The organism is Wukongibacter baidiensis, from assembly GCF_050888315.1.
Taxonomy (GTDB): Bacteria; Bacillota; Clostridia; order Peptostreptococcales; family Caminicellaceae; genus Wukongibacter; species Wukongibacter baidiensis.
The window spans coordinates 2,621,472-2,644,019 of the sequence record NZ_CP138202.1; the positions used below are offsets into that span (position 1 = coordinate 2,621,472).

General features: G+C 32.8%; 20 protein-coding genes. 2 read left to right on the forward strand and 18 right to left on the reverse strand.

The annotated features are described in order from the left end of the window. Positions 1–158 precede the first annotated feature (158 nt). The 13 genes from R9X47_RS11860 to R9X47_RS11920 form a co-directional block, all read right to left on the reverse strand. Complete coding sequence (locus tag R9X47_RS11860) at positions 159–650, reverse strand: prolyl-tRNA synthetase associated domain-containing protein (protein ID WP_432667047.1); 492 nt, start codon at positions 648–650, stop codon at positions 159–161. Positions 651–742: 92 nt separating this feature from the next. Next, on the reverse strand, positions 743–1,399 hold the full coding sequence (locus R9X47_RS11865; RefSeq protein WP_432667049.1) for a helix-turn-helix transcriptional regulator: 657 nt from the start codon (positions 1,397–1,399) through the stop codon (positions 743–745). A gap of 192 nt (positions 1,400–1,591) precedes the next feature. Beyond that, positions 1,592–2,971 carry a tryptophanase gene (locus R9X47_RS11870; protein ID WP_432667050.1) on the reverse strand — a complete coding sequence of 460 codons (1,380 nt, stop codon included), beginning with the start codon at positions 2,969–2,971 and terminating at the stop codon, positions 1,592–1,594. Between the two features lie 222 nt (positions 2,972–3,193). Beyond that, positions 3,194–4,357, reverse strand: coding sequence for a PucR family transcriptional regulator (locus tag R9X47_RS11875; RefSeq protein WP_432667051.1), 1,164 nt, complete (start codon positions 4,355–4,357; stop codon positions 3,194–3,196). Between the two features lie 81 nt (positions 4,358–4,438). Beyond that, entirely contained in the window at positions 4,439–5,167 is a 729-nt protein-coding gene (locus tag R9X47_RS11880; protein ID WP_432667053.1) for an aspartate/glutamate racemase family protein, read from the reverse strand. Positions 5,168–5,187: 20 nt separating this feature from the next. After that, a complete protein-coding gene (locus tag R9X47_RS11885; RefSeq protein WP_432667054.1) occupies positions 5,188–6,603 on the reverse strand; it encodes an MFS transporter in 1,416 nt (471 codons plus the stop codon). Positions 6,604–6,660: 57 nt separating this feature from the next. Then, a complete protein-coding gene (gene pepV / locus R9X47_RS11890; RefSeq protein ID WP_432667056.1) occupies positions 6,661–8,058 on the reverse strand; it encodes a dipeptidase PepV in 1,398 nt (465 codons plus the stop codon). A gap of 11 nt (positions 8,059–8,069) precedes the next feature. Continuing rightward, positions 8,070–9,104 (reverse strand): hypothetical protein, encoded by a 1,035-nt coding sequence (locus tag R9X47_RS11895; RefSeq protein WP_432667057.1) that lies wholly within the window; start codon positions 9,102–9,104, stop codon positions 8,070–8,072. Positions 9,105–9,688: 584 nt separating this feature from the next. Further along, on the reverse strand, positions 9,689–11,677 hold the full coding sequence (locus R9X47_RS11900; RefSeq protein WP_432667058.1) for a methyl-accepting chemotaxis protein: 1,989 nt from the start codon (positions 11,675–11,677) through the stop codon (positions 9,689–9,691). Positions 11,678–11,936: 259 nt separating this feature from the next. After that, positions 11,937–13,313, reverse strand: coding sequence for an MATE family efflux transporter (locus R9X47_RS11905; RefSeq protein WP_432667059.1), 1,377 nt, complete (start codon positions 13,311–13,313; stop codon positions 11,937–11,939). Beyond that, on the reverse strand, positions 13,300–13,767 hold the full coding sequence (locus tag R9X47_RS11910; RefSeq protein ID WP_432667062.1) for a MarR family winged helix-turn-helix transcriptional regulator: 468 nt from the start codon (positions 13,765–13,767) through the stop codon (positions 13,300–13,302). The genes R9X47_RS11905 and R9X47_RS11910 overlap by 14 nt, the downstream gene beginning before the upstream one ends. 455 nt (positions 13,768–14,222) lie before the next feature. Then, complete coding sequence (locus R9X47_RS11915; protein ID WP_432667063.1) at positions 14,223–15,680, reverse strand: PLP-dependent aminotransferase family protein; 1,458 nt, start codon at positions 15,678–15,680, stop codon at positions 14,223–14,225. Between the two features lie 15 nt (positions 15,681–15,695). Then, positions 15,696–16,310, reverse strand: a complete 615-nt coding sequence (locus R9X47_RS11920) for a LysE/ArgO family amino acid transporter (protein WP_432667065.1) — start codon at positions 16,308–16,310, stop codon at positions 15,696–15,698. A gap of 202 nt (positions 16,311–16,512) precedes the next feature. On the opposite strand from R9X47_RS11920, the gene R9X47_RS11925 reads away from it, so the two are divergent. Continuing rightward, a complete protein-coding gene (locus R9X47_RS11925; protein ID WP_432667066.1) occupies positions 16,513–17,463 on the forward strand; it encodes a cache domain-containing protein in 951 nt (316 codons plus the stop codon). A gap of 199 nt (positions 17,464–17,662) precedes the next feature. Here R9X47_RS11925 and R9X47_RS11930 read toward each other — a convergent pair whose 3' ends face one another. After that, the gene (locus R9X47_RS11930; RefSeq protein WP_432667068.1) at positions 17,663–18,760 is read right to left on the reverse strand and encodes a GerAB/ArcD/ProY family transporter; all 1,098 of its coding nucleotides are present in this window, start codon (positions 18,758–18,760) and stop codon (positions 17,663–17,665) included. Between the two features lie 335 nt (positions 18,761–19,095). On the opposite strand from R9X47_RS11930, the gene R9X47_RS11935 reads away from it, so the two are divergent. After that, a complete protein-coding gene (locus R9X47_RS11935; protein ID WP_432667070.1) occupies positions 19,096–19,269 on the forward strand; it encodes a helix-turn-helix domain-containing protein in 174 nt (57 codons plus the stop codon). Between the two features lie 29 nt (positions 19,270–19,298). Here the strand turns inward: R9X47_RS11935 and R9X47_RS11940 are convergent, their stop codons facing one another. Genes R9X47_RS11940 through R9X47_RS11955 form a run of 4 tightly spaced genes read right to left on the reverse strand, consistent with a single transcriptional unit; the run spans position 19,299 to position 22,516 of the window. Next, positions 19,299–19,970, reverse strand: coding sequence for a hypothetical protein (locus R9X47_RS11940; RefSeq protein ID WP_432667071.1), 672 nt, complete (start codon positions 19,968–19,970; stop codon positions 19,299–19,301). Position 19,971: 1 nt separating this feature from the next. Further along, positions 19,972–20,874: an ATP-binding cassette domain-containing protein gene (locus R9X47_RS11945; RefSeq protein ID WP_432667073.1), complete on the reverse strand. Its 903-nt coding sequence runs from the start codon at positions 20,872–20,874 to the stop codon at positions 19,972–19,974. 11 nt (positions 20,875–20,885) lie between these two features. Further along, positions 20,886–21,818 (reverse strand): sensor histidine kinase, encoded by a 933-nt coding sequence (locus R9X47_RS11950; protein WP_432667075.1) that lies wholly within the window; start codon positions 21,816–21,818, stop codon positions 20,886–20,888. Next, positions 21,815–22,516, reverse strand: a complete 702-nt coding sequence (locus R9X47_RS11955) for a response regulator transcription factor (protein WP_432667076.1) — start codon at positions 22,514–22,516, stop codon at positions 21,815–21,817. The genes R9X47_RS11950 and R9X47_RS11955 overlap by 4 nt, the downstream gene beginning before the upstream one ends. Positions 22,517–22,548 lie beyond the last annotated feature (32 nt).

The following is a 22,548-nucleotide window of genomic DNA, read 5'->3' on the forward strand; positions in this document are numbered from 1 at the left end:
ATAGATATTAATCTTGTCTATTATATATTTTACTAGCATATCTAAAATAATATGAACGGTATGCTGTAGCAATATTTTTCATAAATATTCTCAATAGTAACTTTTTCATATAAAAAAAGAAGTTCAACACTGAACTCCTTTTTCCCTCTATATAATTGCTAAATTTTTAGATAAACTCTTGTGTTTCCAACCCAATCAAGAAATCTCTCGAAATCTTTAAACAACACTGTTAATGTCTCAGTATTGATATTTGGATGGAAGTTAATTTTTTCTTCATTTCTTAAATCTTCATCTATTACAACAATAACTTCTTTATTCTCATCGTTTATAAGGCCAAAGGGAGATACTGAACCAGGAAGCAGTCCAAGGTATTTATTAAGTCTTTTTTCCGATGCAAAGCCAATTCTATTTTCTTCTAAATCTTTGGCAAGAGCCTTTAAGTCTACCATTTTTGAGTGGTCAATGATAACTATAAAGTGTTTATCTCCTTTGTGATTTCTTAAAAATAGATTTTTACATCTAGCACCTTCCATAGAGTCATCCACATATTTTTCCGCTTCATCAGATGTATATACTGCAGGATGACTATGTAATTTATACTGGATATTTAACTTATCTAAAACTTCATATACTTTCTTACTTTTTTCCATATGTAATACCTCCCGAATACAATTACTGGCAAGCATTAACAATATAATACTTGCCAGTTCATTGTACTAATTAAACCCAATAAATTTAACTTCTATTCTTCCAATTCCTTTAAATATCTATATATACTTGCTTCAGAAGTCATAAGATGCTTAGCAACCTCTCTAACAGCTCCTTTAATTCGAAAAACACCCTTTTCCTTAAGTATTTTTAAGATATCGACTCTTTCTTCAGGTGTCATTCTATCTACAGGAATACCTCTGCTTTCAATTACATCGTTAATTATTTTTAACGTAAATTCTTTTATTGACTGCGCAGTTTCATTTCCTCTTTTATCACTATCATTCTGTAAAGTATTAAACCCAGAGGTTATTTGCTCAAGATATTTTCTAGCTGCTATTGGCATTGTCATATCAAAGTTTATACATAGTATTCCAATTAATTCATCAGAAGAATCCTTTATAAAGAAAGTATTTGATTTCATTTCTTTTCCATTAGCTGTTCTTTCAAAGTTATTAACAATAAAGTTTTTATTCTTATAAAGTTCCTTTATTTTACTTCCTACTTCATCTATATCTTCGCCAACTTGTCTATTATCAATATCTCTATTCTCAATAGCTACAATAGATGCTTTATCATCCTCAACAGCATGCAGTACTATTTCACATGTGGGACCATAAAGTTTAGCTAAAAATTCTACTAGCTTTAAATAGGAGTTTAAGATCGCTTCTTTCTCTTGTTTTTTGTTCATGTATTGACACCTCTTATGGGATATTTTAATAGTAGCAAAAGCTCAATTATTTCTGATCTTAATTTTCTCTCTAATGTGGTTTTTTCAAAGGCTTCGTAAAAAGCCTATTATATCCATGCTGGTGTCATTATATCATCAATGCAAATTCTATTCAAGAATTCTTAAAGAAGCGGAGATTTTAACTCTATATATTTACTCTATAGGTCTTAGCTTTGATGTAAAGTGTCTTAAAACCTTTGGCTGCCATGTTATCTCGTATCCTTTAATCTCTGATGCACGTTCTTTAATTGCCTTTAAAGCCTCAACAACAACATCAAAATGTGCTTGAGTATATACTCTACGAGGTATAGCAAGTCTAGTAAATTCCATTTGTGCTTCTAGTTGTTCACCAGTTTCTGGATCAACACCTAAAAGATACGATCCAATATCACAGGATCTAATACCTGCCTCTTTATAAAGTTCACATGCTAAGGTGTGTCCTGGGAATTGATGATATGGAATATGTGGAAGTAATGCCTTTGCATCAAGGAATACCGCATGTCCTCCCACTGGGTATTGGAATGGTATTCCCGCTTCCTTTAACCTATCGCCTAGATACTCTACCTGACCAATTCTATATTTTAAGAAGTTAAAGTCTATACCTTCTTTTAGTCCAACTGCTAAAGCCTCTAAATCTCTTCCAGCAAGACCTCCATATGTTACAAAGCCTTCATATGGTACCGTTAGACCCTTTACAGCGTTGTATAATTCTTCGTCATCCTTGATACCAATTAAACCACCCATATTTACTATGGCATCTTTTTTCGCACTCATTGTAAATGCATCACCATAGCTATATACTTCCTGTACGATCTCAATGATTGACTTATCCTGATACCCTTCTTCTCTGGTCTTAATGAAGTATGCATTTTCAGCGTATCTTGCTGAGTCAATTATCATTTTGATCCCATATTTATCTGCAACTGCTCTCGTCTCTTTAACATTTTGTACTGATACCGGTTGGCCTCCTGCGCTGTTATTAGTAATAGTCATAATAATTACTCCAACGTTTTCAGCACCAACTTCTTTAATAAAGTCTTCCATTTTCTCTACATCCATATTTCCTTTGAATGGATAGAATGACTCTGTATCTAATGCTTGTTCGCAAACTAAATCTATAGGCTTTGCTCCAGCTAATTCAACATGGGCTCTAGTTGTATCAAAATGCATATTTGATATTACATATTGGTCCTTCTTAACAAATAGAGGTATTAATACTTGCTCTGCGGCACGCCCTTGATGAACTGGCTGCGCATACTCATATGCGAATATTTCCTTTACTGCATTAAGAACTTTAAAGTATCCCCTTGCACCTGCGTACGATTCATCACCCTTCATCATAGCTGCCCATTGATCATCGCTCATAGCACCAGTACCACTATCTGTCATGAAATCAATATAAACATCATCTGATTTTAGTGCAAATAGATTGTAATTTGCTTCTTTAAGAGCCTCGATTCTCTCTTCTTCAGTTGTAACTTTAATTGGTTCAACCATTTTAATCTTAAATGGTTCTGCAACATACTTTTTCATTTCTTCTCCCCCTTATTTTAATCATCAACCCCTCTAAGGGTTGTATTGAATTTCATGTTATGTAATAAAATTATTATCACAGTAATAATTTTATTATCATTTATTAGAATTCTATCACCTCTAATTTGAATTGTCAATAATATTTAGAATATTAAGTTCCATTTTCTTTCTACCTATATATTTAAAGCCATATTAAGCATTACAAGCTTAATATGGCTCATTTTAACCAAGATCGAGTATATCACTTAGTTTTACCATTATATTTAGTTTGGTGTATAGAGTTACTTTATCACTACCAACATTTAAAATATCTTTGATTTTATCCATTCTATATCTTACGGTGTTTTCATGAAGGTATAGTTCCTTTGAAATGCTTTTATAATTGCCTTCATACTCTACAAAGGCTCTAACAATCTTCATAAGCTCAATATTGTTATCCTTTTCGTAATCGGTTATGGGCTTTAAAACATCATTTACATAGCTTAATAGATCCTTATCTTTTTTCAGCTTATTAAGCCATCTTTCTATTCCAAGTTCCCTGTGGCCCATAGTAAGTACATTGCTTTTTCTAGCTATTTTATAGGCAAAGACCGCCTCATTAACACTCTCTTTAAAATACTTTAGGTCTTCATAGTAATCACTTATTCCTATGTGAACACCACTAAAATGACCAATTATGAGTGTCTTTAATTTTTCTATTTCCTTAGCTAGAATTTTATAGTCATTTTCCATAGTTGTAATCGTCACAAGGGTACCTTTATTCAATTTATGAACAAGAACCTCCCTATTCTCTGTCCAAATTCTATTCCTAATCATATTGGTAAGATTGTCATTTGGAACACCAATAAATAGAGTTACGTAATTGTCTTTTAGGTTAGGATTAATTTCCTCAAGATACTCTACAATTTGTCTGTGGTCACAACCTGAATTCATAATTCTATAAAGAATATCATCTATACGTTTATCAAGCTTATCCCTTATTATTGCATTCATAACGGCATCTATAATGTTAGAATATGCGGTTCTATAATCAAGTGAAATGATAGGGTAACCATTTTCATTTACCAGTTTAAAAATACTATCATCTATCAGTCCATCTCTATAGCCCACAATACAAATACCACTGCTTCTTTGTTTAATAAGGTAGGAAAATTCCTCATAAAAATTAACATCTTCTTTGTCAAAAAAGTGGGAACTGGTTAGATAAAAATCACCAACACTTACAAACTTCTCCACATCAAGACATAGGCTTTCCTTAAATTCTTGTAGGGTAAGTTCAAGAAAATTAACTCTTAAGACCTCGTTTAGAAGTCCATTTTCTCCAGCTATAACTTTAGCTGTTTCAAATTCTTTAAAGTTAAGTAAATCTCTAATCAGAACAGACATATCTTAGTCCCCTCATTCCTTATCATGGCATTGTATAATTATTTATTATACCATGATTCAGATTGTATAATGACTTTTCATCTACATATTCTTCATGACTTCCTCATATTTCCTGTAGGGATAAGTGTTTTTACTATGTCGTATTCCCAACCTAACCAATTGCTCTAGTTCTAAGATAGCAACTTTACTAGGTTCAATAGCAATTGTATCAATACTATTTTCTTCAAGCTTGGCCTCAAGAGGCTCTAGTAAATCATAGAAACCAGTACATCCAAGAATTATCCCTTCGATACCATCCATTTTAGCAGCTTCTATAACCTCATTATATAATTTTTCCAAAGCATTTCCTGAAATAATGTCTTCTATTGCTGTGTCGATACTTCTTATATTTTTTACAAAATCTCTGTATATACTAGCATTTACCTTATGTTGTGTCGAGGGAATGCATACCTTAGATGGCGAAATAATAGTAACGTTATCAAGTAAATGAACACAAACACTCATACTTGAATCAAAGGCTCCAATCACAGGAATATTAACTAATTCCCTTATGGCTCTTATACCTGGATCATCAAAACAGGATACTAAAACCCCATCAAAACCCTCTCCTTCAGCTTCTACCACCGCCTCTGCTATAAAGGGGATGGCAAGGGCCGTATCAATATCAGATTCCAATGATGTAGGTCCCTCTTTTAAGGAGGTACAACTTATTTCAGTATCCTTTGATACCCATTTTTTTAAGTAATCTTCACTAGAAATTAGTCCTTCCTCTGGCAAACCAGATATAGGTATTATAACTTTTAACTTCATTTTTCCCATTCCTTTATAATTTATAATAGTTCTTTAAATCCTTGTGTAGAGTACTCTTTACCAGCTTTTTTAAGCTCTATGGCCTCAGTAAGGGCGGCATGTCTCTCTCTTGTTATAGGGTTAAGGTATGCCACAATAATACTAAGTACTAGAAAAACAGATCCCCCAACACCAATGAGTATTTTCATACCATTAAGTGTTTCTACAGTCTGCTCTGCATTAGGAACATATCCAATCATATTAAGAATTGTACCCGATGCTAACATAGTAAGAGCTGTTAAAGCCTTTTGTATAAAGGCAATAATTCCATAGTAGCTTCCTTCTCTTCTTAGGCCTGTCTTAAATTCATCAACCTCAATAATATCAGGAATCATAGACCAGACGATCTGGTACTGAGAAACAAGTCCTACTCCTGAACATAGCTGCATAATACCTACTAAAAAGAAACTAGAGTCGGGTTTTAAAATAAATGTAGGGAATATCAGTATTCCTACTGCCCATATACCCATGCATGCAATCCAAGCAGCTTTCTTCGACCATTTTTGGCTCATCTTATTGATAATCGGAACCCATAGTAATCCAGGAATCCAAGCAATAAGAAGAGATGTACTTATCTGCACTTCTGAAAATCCTAAATAATAAATCAAGTAGTAGATCATTGCTGAATTTTGTACTGTTAAGGAAATTAGAGAGAATGCAAAAAGTCCAGCAGTATATAAAAATACTTTGTTCTTCATGACATCCTTTAAGAATTCAAGACCATTGGGCCTTTTTTCAATAGTGATATCTTTCAATTCATAACCTTCGGTAGCTTTATAACCAATGAAAATTGTAATAGTTGCTATAATAGCATACAGCCCAGCGGTCGCCGACCAACCAGCACTCGTACTACCAAATATATCTGAAAAAAAGAATACAAAAGTCATAGTAAAGGCACTTATAACACCTGATACTGTTGCAAAGAAGTTTCTGTTACCATTAAGACTACTACGTTCATCATAGTCAAGGGTCATTTCTGCACCTAATGCTGTGTAAGGTACATCTAATATAGTCTGTACTGTGTAAAAGGCTACGGCTATTAAAACGAAGTATACTTTAGTGGCAAAAGGACTAAAACCTGGGTTAGTAAATAAAAGCCATGCTACGAGTCCAAAGGGAATAGCAACCCACTTCATAAATGGACGCCTTCTACCTTTTTTAGGATCCCTGCTATCAGAAAGACTACCAACTAGCGGGTCAGTGATTGCATCCCACAATGTACCTATAGATAAAATAATGCCTGCAAATGCCGGATCAAGACCTACAGCATCTGTTAAGAAAAACATTCCATACATAATAAAAATCGATAATGTCATAATTGCTGCAAACCCTGTAGAACCATATCCAAGTTTCACTGTTACTGGAAGCCTTCTGTTTTTTTGCGTTTTATCCAACATACTTTCCCCTCCATTTTTAATTTAGAGGATTGGAATACATCACAATCCTCTCATATTTTATTTACATGCTAAATCATAGATTGCCTTTGCATATACTTTTGCCATCATTACCAAGCTTTCACTGGTTATATATTCATCATTTTGATGGGGAACAACCTCATCACTTTGCATCTGTCCACCATAGGCAATTGCATTTTTCATTGCTCTTGCATAGGTTCCTGCACCTATTGAAATAGGCTTACTTTCCTTATCCCCCGTAATTTCTTCATAGGCATTAAGAAGAGTCTTCGCAGTAGGACTATCAAGGGGCTGGTATATGGGCTTTAGATGATCATACTCTGAAAGCTCTATATCATTTTCTATACACAACAGCTTTAAATTTGATAGCATCATATCATAGTCCATGGTGACAGGGTAACGGATATTAATAGCCATTTCTATGTTATCCCCCTCCATCTTTAATGTTCCTAAGTTACAAGTTAATTTACCGCTAGGCTCATCCTCAAAGTAAATTCCTAACTTGTTGCCATTATAATCATCAAAGGGCATATAGCTATCTATAAAGCTTACTACTTTGTAAAGATTGGTTTCACTTGGTAAAACACCTGTAAGAACATTAGCTAAAAAAGATATTGCATTTGCTCCATCTTCTGGCACTGAACCATGGGCAGGAACGCCTTTAACTGAAATTTCTATAGTAGATTTTTCTGCTATCAAGCTTAAAGAAAATTTCTTAGGAGTAGGAAAGTCATCAAGTTTTTTCTTCAAGTCCAAGATAACTTTTTCTTTAGATGTAATTTTTATCCTAGCAAAATCGGGAACTGAGTTAAGGGCGTTTCCCCCAGTAAATTCTTTCACCTCTAGTAAGTTATTGGAAATCCGAGTTTTATAAACTATATCAGCTATTCCCTTTTCTGCATAAATCATAGGAAAGACAGCATCAGGTACTATAGTGAAATCCGGTGAATCAAACCTTTCAAGGTAATAATTGATTCCTTCCCATCTGGTTTCCTCATTTGTCCCATAGATAACTCTTATTTTTTTCTTTGGCACAATACCACTGTCGATAATCCCCTTGATAGCATATAAAACTGATATAAGAGGTCCTTTATTGTCTGTAGTTCCTCTACCATAAATTTTTCCATCAACGAGTTTTGGTTCAAATGGCTTCACAGTCCAGTCATTGCCCGCAGGAACTACATCGAGATGGAGTATTACTCCAAGGATCTCATCTCCATCGCCATAATCGGCATGTCCTGCATAGTTGTCAACATTGAGAGGGGTAAGTCCTATTTCTTCACTTAGCTTCAGGGTATATTTTAATGCTCTATCCACCTCTTTGCCAAAGGGCATATCTTTTTGCGGAGTTCCCTCAACACTTGGAATACTAACAATTTCACAGAGCTTTTCTACCATTGTGTCTTCATAAGATTCAATAAGTTTATTAATATCCATCACATATTCTCCTAGTCTAATAATATTTTGCTATAATCAGCAAGTTCAGAAAAAATAAACTTTCCACTCTCCATAATCTGAATCTCATCGATCCATATAGAAGCTTTTTCAGTTACTGCATCAAAGTGAGTCTTACTTTCTTGGCCAACAGGTGGTGCATCCACAGGACTTACATGACCAAAACCCCAGTTCATACTACCAAAAACTCTCTCATCATAAAAAATGCTTCCCTTAAGTTCTAAAATGTTAGGTGAAAGTCCCATACTCATATGACCAACTCTATAGGAGTTTTCATCACCATTATCTTCTAGCCACTTTTCAAGTTCACTAACGTCTCTAGGACTACCATTCATAGATACTATTTTTCCATCATCTACATTAATCTCAAAGGGTCTATCTACAATTCTCCATTCATCATTTATCATAATGGCATCACTAACAATTTTGCCATTAGCACTAGTAAAATCAGGCACTACATTAACTAGTGCAGGTGGAGTATAAAAACCTGGAAGCGAAGCATCACCATTATCAGCAGCAACCACATGATTATGATTAATCTTTATGGTAATATCACTACCTTTTTCGCTTTTAAACCTCATAGTTTTAGCGCCCTGTATCATCTCAATTATTCTAGAAGTAAACTTCTTCATAGTAGAAAAGTCTATATTTTCAAAAAGAGTAGAAAGTGCCTCTGTATCAATTCCTCCCACAACCATATACCTTAGCTTCTCATTATCGGCAAAGGCATTTTCAAAGGGAAGTGAATAAATCCATACCTTGCTACCAGCATCAAACCAGCAATCGGTAGTTTTAAGAATCTCTCTAACAACCTCAGGAACATAGTCGTTAACACCACTACATGGAGCCTCAGGCTCAGGTATTTCTATAGCCATACCTTTAGCACCAACCTTTTTAGCCTCTTCTAGCATGACAGTTATTACTTCTCTATTGGAACCTTTATCAAATGTAATCGTTATAAGTTCATCTTTTTTTATAGAAAAGACATTGCTAATTAGTGTCTTTGCCACTCTTCTATTTGATCCCATCTCTCCATCTCCTTACATATTTTTTTGATTTCACCAAGTTTATCCCGGTTTATAATATAAATGATAATATATCGTTTGTCGAAATTTTCCCAAAATTCATGATGTAATTTTGTTATTATTCCAAATTCTCTGTAATTCGTTGACTGGCAGTATTTTGAAAACTATATTTTAGCTTATACCAATCTAATCACTAGGTCATCCTAAGACAAAACAAAGAGCCTCATAAAAAGTTCTCTAGCGATATAATAGTTCACAAGAAAAAATATAGAGAACTCACCGATGAGGATTTGATAAGTGTCTTTAGGAAAAGATATAGTCATATAAACATAAAACTTACCGATAAAATCCTTAATGATTTCTAATATGCAATAAAGTCACCTCCAACTTATATAAATCTATAAGCTTTCTATATTTAATTGTTTTACCAACTATTTTTCTATGCTAATTGAAAGATATAAATAATTTCCACCCAAAAAACAAACTCCAGATAAATGAATTATTTATCTGGAGTTTGTTTTTATATATGGGATTCACTAACGATAAGCTGGAAATTTCTCGAATCCACAATTTATCTTAGCTTCTATCTATATTTCAAATACCTTAATTGAATCATGTAACTCCTTTACCATATTGTTTAGTTCTTCCATTGAGGCTAGTATCTCTTCTATAGAAGCTGTTTGCTCCTCTGTGGAAGCACTTATCTGCTGTGTTGCAGCAGCAGATTCCTCTGTTATTGCTGAAATGCTTTCTATAGATTTTAACACCTTATCTTTAGTGTCATTTACATCTTTTAAAAGTCCATTCGTCGAAGTTATATCGTTAACAACCTTATCTACAACATCATTAATTTCATTCAGTGATCTTTCTGTATTTGTCAAAGAAATATTAGCTTCCTGAACTATTTCATTAGCAACATCCATTGAATTTTGTGTACCGTCTATAACATTTGTAATTTCATTAATTATTTTTTGTATTTCATCAGTTGCATCACCACTTTGTTCTGCTAATTTTCTTACCTCTTCAGCAACAACCGCAAATCCCTTTCCATGCTCTCCTGCTCTTGCAGCCTCAATAGCAGCATTTAAAGCTAACAGATTAGTCTGCTCTGCTATGGAATTTATTGTGTCTACAATAGTTCCTATTGTCTTAGACTTCTCAGTTAGTTCTTGTATTCCTAAATCAACGCTTTTAGTAGCCTCTGTATTTTCCTTAAATCTATTTTTAAGCCATCCAATAGCCTGGATGCCTGATCCAGTCTTTTCTTGCATTTTTGTAGTAATGTCAATGGTATTCTCAGAATGCTTCATAATTATATGTATCTTTTCAGCTAACTCATTAGTCTTACTCAAGCTGTCTCCAGCTTCAGCTGCTTGATTTGTTGCTCCAGCTGCTATCTCTTGAATAGTTGAAGAAACTTCATTACTTACTACTCCAATTTCACCAGTTATTTCAACAATTGATTTTGTTGAATCATTTACTCTATTAACAGTCCCTTCAACATCCCTAATAAGTTTTCTTAGATTCTCAGTCATCTTATTAAAACCATTAGCCAATTGACCTATTTCATCTTTTGATCTAATTTTCACATTCTCTGTTAGGTTACCTGATGCAACTATCTCTGTTTTTTCAAGCAGTTTATTGATTCCTTTTAATAAATAAGTCGCTAATCCTAAAACTATTAAAGAGATGATTAATGCAGCAATTATAGAATAAATGTACATTTGTTTTTTCATAAGACTTGCTTCTTTTAAAACCTTTTCTCTATTTTGAATAACTTTTATAAATCCTTTAATCTTTCCACTAAAATCTTTAAAAGGAATCATTATAATCTCGAATTTTTCATCGGAAGATTTCACAAAAATCTCATTGCCATTTTTTAATTCTTCAATGGTATTCTCATTAATTTCCCATATATCACTTTCGCTTGTAGCGGCAATGTATTTATTATTCTCTTCCCATGAAACACTGTCTCCATCTTTAAAACCATATATAAAGTATTCTCCATCAAACTTCTCTTTAAGAGAATTCAAAAACTCCTCTCCAAAGTTTCTTCCATATTCAACTGTTCCAATATGTTTATTATTATAATCTATAGGAACAACAACTCTTAAACCATATCCGGCCTTTCCCTCTTCTATACCTGAAACAATTTTCTTTTGCTTATTAGCTTCATTAACAGTAAATCTAAATGCCTTTAAACTGTCACCATATTTTTCTGGCTTATGTAATCTTAAAAAAGAAGTGGAGTCCGGTAAATGAAATTGAAATTGAGAAACACTATCTTTAATATCTTTATAAGATGGCAGTAGCATGCTGAGAAGCTTTTCCCTATCCCTTTCTGCAAAGGCTTTTTCAACCTCACTATTTTTAGCTACGCTCAATATGGCCGTCTTTGTTCCTTCAATCTGATCATCTATACCTTCTTTAATTGATTTGCTTAATAGGTGGTTATATTCTTCTTCTTTTTCTTTAATTAGATTATCAGTTTTTCTTACAATAAACATAGAAAATACCATAAACATAATTAGAAAACTTACACCTATGCCTCCAAAAAACTTAGCCTTAATAGACATAATTAGCCTCCTTCAAAAGATGATTTTATTTTTGGCATATGATATTATTACATGTATGTTTTCGACATTTTTCTCTATTTCCCTCCTCTTTCCGATACGCTTATACCCATTAAAATCTCTTATGGCAAAAACTTTTATAAAGATTCCCAAAGCAGACTTTGTTTAGAAGCATAACGAAAATTCTAATCTTATCTACAGCTAATTTTCTATGTGATATAAAAAAGAAGAACTCATAATTTATAAGTTCTTCTATACTTATCTATACAACTTGCTGTGCGGTTTTCTCCCACACCGATAGCTTTGTTCTATATGCCTTTCTAAAGAAATACAACACCCCTAGCAGGGCAACAACCTCTGAAATCAAGAATCCATACCACACTGCATTGAGCCCTGCAACCCTACCTAATATATAAGCTGCAGGTAATAGGACTATAATTTGTCTAATGAATGATACAATTAAACTTATATATGCATCGCCCATTCCTTGGAATGATACGCTTAGCATAATTGATATAGCTGCCAGTGGGAAACATAGACTGATGATTCTAAATGCTACTACTCCAATTTCTGTCATCTCATAGGTACTATTGAATAGCGAAAGAAGCTGTACTGGGAATAATTGAAATACTACCAGTCCCATTGTAGTAAGGATAACTGCAGTAACTATACCAATCTTCAAAGCACTCATTAACCTTTCTTTGTTTCGAGCACCAAAGTTGTAGCCTATGATCGGCATGGTTCCCTGTGAAAGTCCGAATACAGGCATAAAGACAAAGGATTGAAGCTTGAAGTAAACACCCATCACAGCAACAGCTGTTTCATTGAAGCTCGCTAACACTAGGTTAAGACCTGTTAACATAATTGATCCCAATCCTTGCATAATAGCAACGGGTAATCCTACAATCATTATCTGTTTTGTAATAGAATTACTATATTTAAACCTTTTTAGATTAATCTTAATGTAGTTATCTTTTTTAAACAATACCACCATGATGTAAATCATTGAAATAATTTGAGCAGCTACTGTAGCAATAGCAGCCCCTCTAACTCCCATTGCCGGGAACCCTAACCATCCAAAGATTAATATTGGATCTAAAATAATATTTCCTATAGCTCCAATCAACTGAGCTATCATAGGCTTCACCATTTCTCCCGTACCCTGTAACGTACTCATACCAGCTTGAGCAAACATTCTACCAAAGGAGAAAAACATAATAATTCTGATATAATCGGCACCATAACTAAGAATTATTGCATCCTCTGTAAACATATTAAAGAAATTATTAGCAAGAAATATTCCTATAGTCACAATAGCAAGGTACAAAATTCCACTTAGCATAAAGCCATGCTCAGCTGCATTTGTTGCTGATTCTAAGTCATTTTCTCCTATTTTTCTTGAAATAAGAGAATTGACACCAGTTCCTATTCCTAAAAAGCATGCTATGATAATTAGCTGAATAGGAAAGGCCAATGAAACAGCGGTTAAAGCTTCTTCTCCGATTTTTGATACGAAGATACTATCTACAACATTGTACATTGCCTGTACCATCATAGACAATATTGCTGGCAATGACATTGTTAGCATCAGCCTTGGAATGGGCATTGTTCCCATTTTATTATCCTTAAGTTTTTTCATTCTCCCCCTCCTCCTTCACCTCTTTACACTTTTTTACTACTCGTTCTAACATACCATCTAAAGCATTCTCCATTATTTCTATTTCCTTTTCATTTAATCCCTCTAAAATAGTATCATCCCACTCTTTTAAGGTTTCAAATATCATTGGTTTCAGAGCTTTTGCCCTCTCAGTTAAGTATAATTCATAGGCACGCCTATCCTCTTGATTGACTTTTCTAATAATATATCCCTCTTTTTCAAGGGATTTTGCAACCCTTGCAAGAAAACCCTTATCAAATTTCAACCCTTCATTGATTGCTTCCTGGCTCTGTCCATCCTGCCTCATTAATCTAAGCAATACCATAAACTGCGCACTATTCAGCCCATGGTTTTTTAATCTATAATTTAAAAATATTTTAAAATATCTTTGGACGGTAAAAAGATTCTTTCCAACTGTATGCTTTTTAATATGCAATAAATCCACCTCCAAGTTTATATAAGTTCATAGGAATTTTCATTTAGTTGCAAAAGCAACTAATTTATTATACAATAATTTAGTTGTTTTTGCAACTAATTAATATTCTTGCAATTATAATTAACCTTTGACATATGTGCTTTTTTTATGTCTCTACCTTTATTTCCTCGTTTTAATTAACAATTATAGGATAATTTGAGTTTTATTTATTAAAGTCCAATAAAATAACTGACCCTAGATGAAATTTTATTATTCATCTAGGGTCAGTTTCTATATACAGGGGTATGTATATACTTGAAGAAATTACATAATTCTAACTTGGCAGAATTGCATAATAAATGTGGTATTGCTCTAGGGAATTTAAGACTATATATAGTAGAAAGTTTTTTTAGATGGTAATTATGCAATTTGCTCACTTAATTAAGTTTTTCAAATATGGATCATAATAAGTCTAATCAATTATCCCTATAGCACTCCCTTATTACTTCAGAAAGTCTTTTCAATCCACTTTCCAAATCATCTAATGAAGCATATGAATAGGATATTCTAAGATTCTGATTGTGTGCAAAATCGTATATATTACCAGGATTAATTAATAGTTTTTCCTTTAACGCCATTGAAAACAATCTATTCATAGAAATTTTCTTTGTTAATTTAGTCCAAATATAGAAACCTCCTCTAGGTCTATCCCAAGATGCTATATCAGAAAAATTCTCTTCTAGTGTCCTTAGGGCTATCTCTCTACGAAGCTTTATTTCGTTTCTTAGCCTTAACAAGTATTCATCGTATAACCCGCTTGATATCCATTCGGCCAAGGTTAATTGCGAAAGAGAACTTGCGCCATAATCTGTCTGCATTTTAATATCTCCCAATCTGTCAATCACGGGCTGTGGTCCAACTAGCCATCCTATTCTTAGACCTGCTGCCAAGGTTTTTGAAATGCTTCCTAAATATAGCACAATTCCACTGTTGTCCTTTGACTTAATAGGCATTGGAGGCTCATCATCAATCCAAAGCTCTCTATATGCATCATCCTCAATAATCGGCAGTCTTTCTTCCTCACATATCTCTAATATTTGTCTACGCCTTCTCTCGGGCATCACTATCCCAGTAGGATTATGAAATGTTGGAATAGTATATAGCAACGTTGTTTTATTATTACTTTTATTTTTTTGAATTTCACTAGCTATAATTCCATGACCATCCATATTAATTCCCTTAAGATTCATACCTGCCGACTGAAATATATGAAGGGATTTTAAATACGAAGGCTTTTCAGTAAGCACCATTGATCCATGATGTAAAATTCCCATTGAGATTAGCTGTAGTGCCTGTAATGAACCGGACACTATCAGTATTGATTCTGGAGAAACATTTATATTATATTTTTTTAGATATTCACTCAATACTTTTCTAAGGTATGGTGAACCCTTAGGCTGTTCATATCCTAATGAGTTCATTTTGCCAGACACCCTGTTCATTACTTTTTTCATCATTTCCTTCGGGAAAATATCCGGTGAAAGTTCACCTGTTCCTAAGCGAATCATACTAGGCTTAAACTCTAAGCTATTTATTGCCTGTATAGTCGGCAGATTTGGTCTATGTATGCCACTTTCTATATAATCCTGCCAGTTTGGAGGAGGAGTAGAGGTTATTACTGACCAAGTATTATTTACTATTCTGGTTCCTTTACTACCCTTTCCCTCTATCAAACCTTCAGACTTTAGTTCATCTAATGCCTGTATTATTGTACTTCTATTCACATTGAAACTATGGGATAATTCTCTTTGGGTTGGAAGCCTGTCTCCCACTTCCCATTCTCCATTCGAGATTTTTCCCTTTACATAATCTATTATTTGTTTATAAATTGGAATATCTGAACTTTTATCTGGCATCCAGTCTATAGTTATCATATACTCACCCTTGTTTTAAGCAAATAGTTTTATGAAGCTGTACCCAAGCTTTAATCCATAGTAAATTACAATACTCCCGCAAACAATATTTATTCCTCTTATAATTTTACTGTCAAAGTTATTCCTGAAAATAGAAACAACTGTAGTCACACCTGTAAACCATGATACCGAAGCTATACATACACCCAAAATAAACATTTTCGATGCCTCTGGTAGAAGAGATGCTTTAAATCCTCCAAGAAGTAAAGAACCATCTATCAGGGCCTGTGGATTCAACCAAGTTACCGCAAAACATGTTCCTACCACTTGCATAAGAGTCTTATTAACATCAACTTCTTTATTGGCCTCAGGTTTACTCCTTACAAGACCTATACCAATATATATAACTGCTAAACTTCCAATAAACAATATTATTGACTTCAATATTTGAGATTTATCCATTAAGATTCCCATACCATAGAAGCAAGCCAATGCTAAGGATATATCAAAAAAGCTTGTTATAAGAGCTACTTGGTATGCTCTTAATCTATCTTTGCTAATTGCTGTATTTATTACATAAAGGTTCTGCATACCTATTGGAGCCACGTATGCAATACCCAACATAAACCCCTGGGCCAAATACTTTAACATATATTATTCCCCCTGTTATTTACTTATTCTATCTCTATTATAATAGCTAATTTTCAAAATGTCTCCAACCAAGGAACTTATTTTTACCCCAACCAAGATTTTGTATTTCACTATATTGTCCAAAAACTTTAATAAATACCTGTAAGGGTTGTAACACATTTGTAAAAGTGGACATATTACTATACCGGGAGGGGGGAGGAGAATGGATAAGACTAAAAATAAATATTTTAAAATAATTGCTATGGTGATTATTTCCATAATACCAACTATAGCTGCAAGTTATTTATTTTTAACTATAGATAACCAATCAAGCGTAGAACTAACACTTAGTTCCTTAAACACTATGGGTACCGATTATAATAGACAAATAAACGAATGGATAGAAGACATAATATTCGATCTTAATTATTTAGCTTATTCTGAATCAGTAAAAACCCTTAAACAATGTCAGATGGAGAACTTAATTGATTATATAAAGATCAATAAAGACATATATAAAGAAATATATGTCTTAGATAAGGACCATAATATAATCTATGGTCATCAAGATATATTTGAAGATTTCACACAAAAAACTTGGATTAAAAATTCCTTCAAAGGTAATGTAGATACTTCTGATGTGTTATTCTATAGGAATTATGCCGTAATGGAAATAGCAGTTCCTATAATGAATAAAAAGACTGTTGTAGGTTCTATATGTGCAAGGGTTAAACTCGACCATTTGAATGATATCATGGCAAACTCAATACTTATAGATAAGACCGTTAAAACCTATATCGTCGACAAAGATGGAACATTTATAACGGAATCTAGATACTATCCCGATGCTGTTGGAAAGAAAAAGGTTGATTTAGAAAGGATAAAACTCAACATAGACTATTCAAGGGATATCCCATATGAAGACTATAGAGGTGACCAAGTATATGGAGTGTATTTTGAAATGCCATATAACAATTGGACCTTAATAGTTGAAAAGGACGAAGAAGTAGTAGTTAAGAATAATGAGAATATAATAAAAATCGGGCAATATTTAACGAGTTTTGAAGTAATAGCAATTGCTATTATTCAAAAAATCTTGAATAATCAGGTGAAAGTATCCTTAGGGTCTGGTGTTGAAATTGATTTAAATAAATCCAATAAAGATAATAATTAATTTCTAATCAATTAGAGGGTGTTCCTAGTATATCTTGATTTATATATAGAAAAAAAATCATCCATTATAACAGGATGATTTTCTTTTCTTATCTTCTCTTAATACGAATTTCTTTTCCTCTACTTGGAAAATCATATATTATATACATTGACAATATCTTCAAATAGAAACATAGTCTCGCCATAGATTACAGCATACACTAACTATCTACCTGACGACTTACTAATCTATTCCTAATTTCTGCTGAAATCCATATAATAATAGGAATAACAAATTGAAATGGGAATGCAAAATATCCCCATACATCTCTAATCCATTGAAACATAAACATCGTACTTTCATAGAAGAAGTACGAAACGTTTGCAATAACTAAAGCAGTTGGAGTTACTACGAATCTATAATCCTCACAATTGAATATCTTGGCTATCCCCCTACAAATGGCTAGTAATAGCACACTCACCTTTAAAAAACCACCTAATATGAAAGTTGCTCCAGAAATTATCTCAAATCTATGTAAAACTCCAGCAACATCTAGTCTACTAAATGTTCCATATCCTGGAAAGTAAAGAATTGCAGCGGTACTTACTCCTAATACCAGTACCTCAGTAATTACAAGGATTAACATAAAACTACCACCGAATAATAATCCATAAAGGTATATTTTATTAGCTGAATTTTTATTTTTAAACTTTGCAAATATCATAACAAACGCAATTGTTTCTGTCAGTGGAAAAAAGAATGTGGATAATGCGCCTATCATGACTGGCTTCATTCCATAAAATAAAAATGGACTAAGGTTATTTGGCCTCATTTCAGGAATTAATAAAACTATTCCTATAAATAGGAAGACAACAATTACAGGCAAGAAAAAATCACACCATGTTCCCATCAGTTTGATACCTTGCTTTACGGCCCATATACATACAAATGCTAATCCAATAAATGGGATTGCTAATGGAGTCCCTTGAAGGGATGCAAATGAAATAAAGTCAGTAAAAACCCTCATAACTGAAATCATGTTACTAGCAACATAATAAATTAAAAGAAAACTAATTATCTTTCCCAGAACTTTTCCAAAAACACTTTCATTAATATCGAATAAGTCTTTACCGGGAAAAAGTTTATGTAATCTGATGAACATTAGCATAAAAGGAACAGTCATAACCATAGCTATAATAATCGCTAACCAAAAATCCTGTTTGGCTTCCAGTGCCCTCGCAAGTATAAATGTTTCACCTACTATGAATAGAGTTATTAAATATATTCCTTGTTTATCGGTAACGACTTCATTATTCATGGATATTGCTCCTTTAGTTTTGAATAAAAACTCATATGGTATCAAATACCCTTATTTTAGTCAGATTTTTCTTCTAGAAATAACTTCAATAATAACAAATATTATTTATTTTTTCCAATTTCCTATCTTTTAATTACTAGTTTTCAAATATTCATTTTGAAAAATAATTGATCTTACTATGTCTGTGTAAATCTCAAATTCCTATTCCTTATTTGATTACAAATTAGTATACAATCTAAATTTCTGTTAAAAACTTATTTCATATTGCATTCTTTTGTCCTATACTTTCAATTGAATCCGTGTTAAATTCCATTTCTTGAATGATGGTTTATCATATGAGGCCAGACGTAGTACAATCAGTAGATAGAGCATTTGACATATTAGAAGCTTTAAGGACTGGTGAGGTAGGCTTAGTGGAGTTATCAAAAAAAGTAGGTTTAAATAAAAGTACTGTTCATAGACTTTTAAATACTTTGATCTACAGAGCACATCCTGGATGGTTACCTTAAGTTCATCATACCAACACATTCAGAACTCGTTATTCTATTAAATTCTTATCAATTTTATAAACGACGATTATTAATTGAATAATACTCATAGATACAAGCAAAAGTATCGTTCTATTAATCAAACTTGTAAATACATTCTCACCAATCGAATTCAGAGCAATACCAAGAATTGTAGAAATTGATAACATCATTATCTTTGACTTTGTTATTGCTGAAATAAGAGCTGGTAATAGTCCTATCAAATTATAACAACATGATAATATAATTATTTGAATAATTTTGTTATAAAACCATCCTTTTGAAAATCCATAAACTGTTTTGATAAATACTACTTTTAAAAGTATGACACCACTCGCGACAAAAATGTATGAGAGTATGCTTAAAATCAAAGCACCAAATATCACTATTAACAATTTCGACCATATAATACGATTTAACTTTATTGGATACCTTTGATAAAAATAAAATTTGTTCCCAATTATATCATCGAGAACGTATTTGCTATACAACACGCTAGATAAAATACAATAAAGAATAATCATCATGCTATCAATTATTTGAAATAAGTATTTATATGTTATTTTAACGTTTCCTATTGCCATATATAATATCCATATCAATGCAATGTTAACCACCATCAAAACACTGATAATGCGAAATAAAGAAGCTTTCTTTATTTCGAATCTTATCAATTGTAACACATTACACACCTCCAACAATACTCAGATAATAATCTTCCAATGTTTTGGAGTGAAGAGTAAATTCATCAATAGACACATCCTTAGCAATCAATGCCTTTAATATTTCGTTTTGATGTATTGTTCGATCATAGATCTTAATAGTTTCTGGTTCGATAATCTTAAAACTGTTCAAATTTAAATCTTTGGTTAGCACAACGGCAGCCTGCTTAATATCGATTGTTCTAATTTCATAGTAACCACTATTAGCTGTCCTTATGTGATCAATAGACATTTCTTTAACTAAACGTCCTTTTGACAAAATTCCAACTTTATCTGCTATACTTTCTACTTCACTTAAGTTATGGGAAGCCAACAGAATAGTTGTCCGCCTCGATGTTTTTAGCGCTCTTAAAACATCAATGATATCTTTTACACTTTCAGTATCAATTCCATCAATTGCATCATCTAAAATAAGCAATTCAGGACTAGTTAATATAGCTCTTGCCACTGCAACTTTTTTCTTATATTTCAGCGAGATATCTTTAACTAATTCATTTTTCACCTCCGTAATATTCATTAGCATAAGGGTGTCATCAATCACTTTATAGTCATAAAATCCAGAATATTCACAGTGCAATTTTAAATTTTCATATACTGTTAAATGTTCATAAAAAAATAGTTGATCCGTCACAATCCCTATTCTTTTTAAATAATCTCTGTCATCAGTCACTTGCTTTCCAAACACCTCTATATCTCCATTGTAATAATCACTAGGTTGCAAAAAAGTCTTCAACAATTCATGTTTGACTTCATCATCTAATTCAATAAGACCATATACACAATTTTTTTCAATTGTCATATTAATATTGGAGAATTTTGGATGCGGACTTTTTTCTGATAAATTATAAGTTTTTATAGCGTCCATCATACACCTCACTAAAACTTAAACTGTTTAAAACGTACGGTAAAAACCGTTAATTCATTTGGAGTACTTCTTAAGTCAATTTCACCATCGAGCTGTTCAACTAACTGCTTTGTAATGCTTAATCCCAGTCCACTCCCCTGATACATTTTGTTTCTTGAGTCTTCTAGAGTAAACAAACGATTAAATACACTACGCTGATACTCTTTTGCTATGCCTTTCCCTTTATCCCAAATAGAAATAGCTACCTCTTCCCCATCATTTTTCAAAGTGATTCCCAAGACTTTGCCATCATCACCATATCTTAAGGCATTCGTTATTAGATTGGTTAATATTCTCATTAACATCTCTCTGTTCGATAAAATAAAGACTGGACCATCAGGAATTTTCAAGTCAACATCCATAGCTTTCTCCTGAATCATCGAATAATAACTCACAATAATTTCTCTGCATAACTCAGTTACTTCAACTCTTTCTCTTCTAATTTCTACATCTCCTGATTCCAACTTAGCCAGCTCAAAAAATTGGTTCATTAATGCAATTAATTCTAAAGTTTTTGAATATACCCGTTCAAGATTTTTTTTGCTGTCATTTTCCATTGGCGTTTTCAATAATTCTTTTTCCAAATATCCCTGAATAACAGTTAAAGGTGTTTTTAAGTCATGAGAAATATTCGAAATCATCTGTTTTGTTGAAAGCTCTAATTCTATGTATTTTCCCTCTTTAGCATAATAATTAGCAAGTAAAGCATTCATCTCAATCAATAGTTGTTGGGTTATCTCATCGTTCGTAACAATTTTGATATATTCTTCTGTCTGACTCCCATTAACCTCAGAAAGTTTATTTTTTAGATATATCAAATCCTTCTTACATTGTGCTTCTTTTCGAATTACCAAGTACAATCCAACACTTAGACATCCACATATAATTAAGAGAGCACTAATCATAACTGCTCTCCTAACTTATACCCAATTCCCCACAATGTAATGATATATCTTGGTTTAGATGGATTCTCTTCAATTTTTTCTCGCAACCGACGTATGTGAACATTGATAACATTTTCTTCTCCGTAATACTCTTCCTTCCAAATCAGATTATACAGTTGAGCTTTGGTATATACTCTTGTAGGATTCTTTACGAGCAACTTAAATATTTCAAATTCTTTTGAGGTTAATTTAATTTCTACACCATCTCGTTTTACTTGATACATCGAAAAATCAATATCCAATTCTCCAACGGTAAACACATCATTACTCTCTGATTCTAAAGATTGTTGTTTATAATACTTCGCTCGCCTTAAAATTGCCTTAATACGCGCTTGTAGTTCTATCATAGAAAATGGTTTTTCCAGATAGTCATCTGCCCCAAAACCAAGTGCTAATGCCTTATCTATATCCGTATCTTTTGCAGATAACATCAATATGGGAGTCATCTGTCTTTCGCGAAGCGCTCTCAGCATCTCTATACCATCCATTTGGGGCATCATAATATCTAGTATGATCATATCATACTGTTGCCTTGATGCTTTTTCTAATCCTTCAACACCATTAAATGCCGTTTCAAAATCATATTCCATTGCTAAAAATGATTGAATCATTTCACTTATATCAATATCGTCTTCCACAATTAATATTCTTTCCTTCATGCAAAACGCCTCACAATTCTTTATACTTCAAA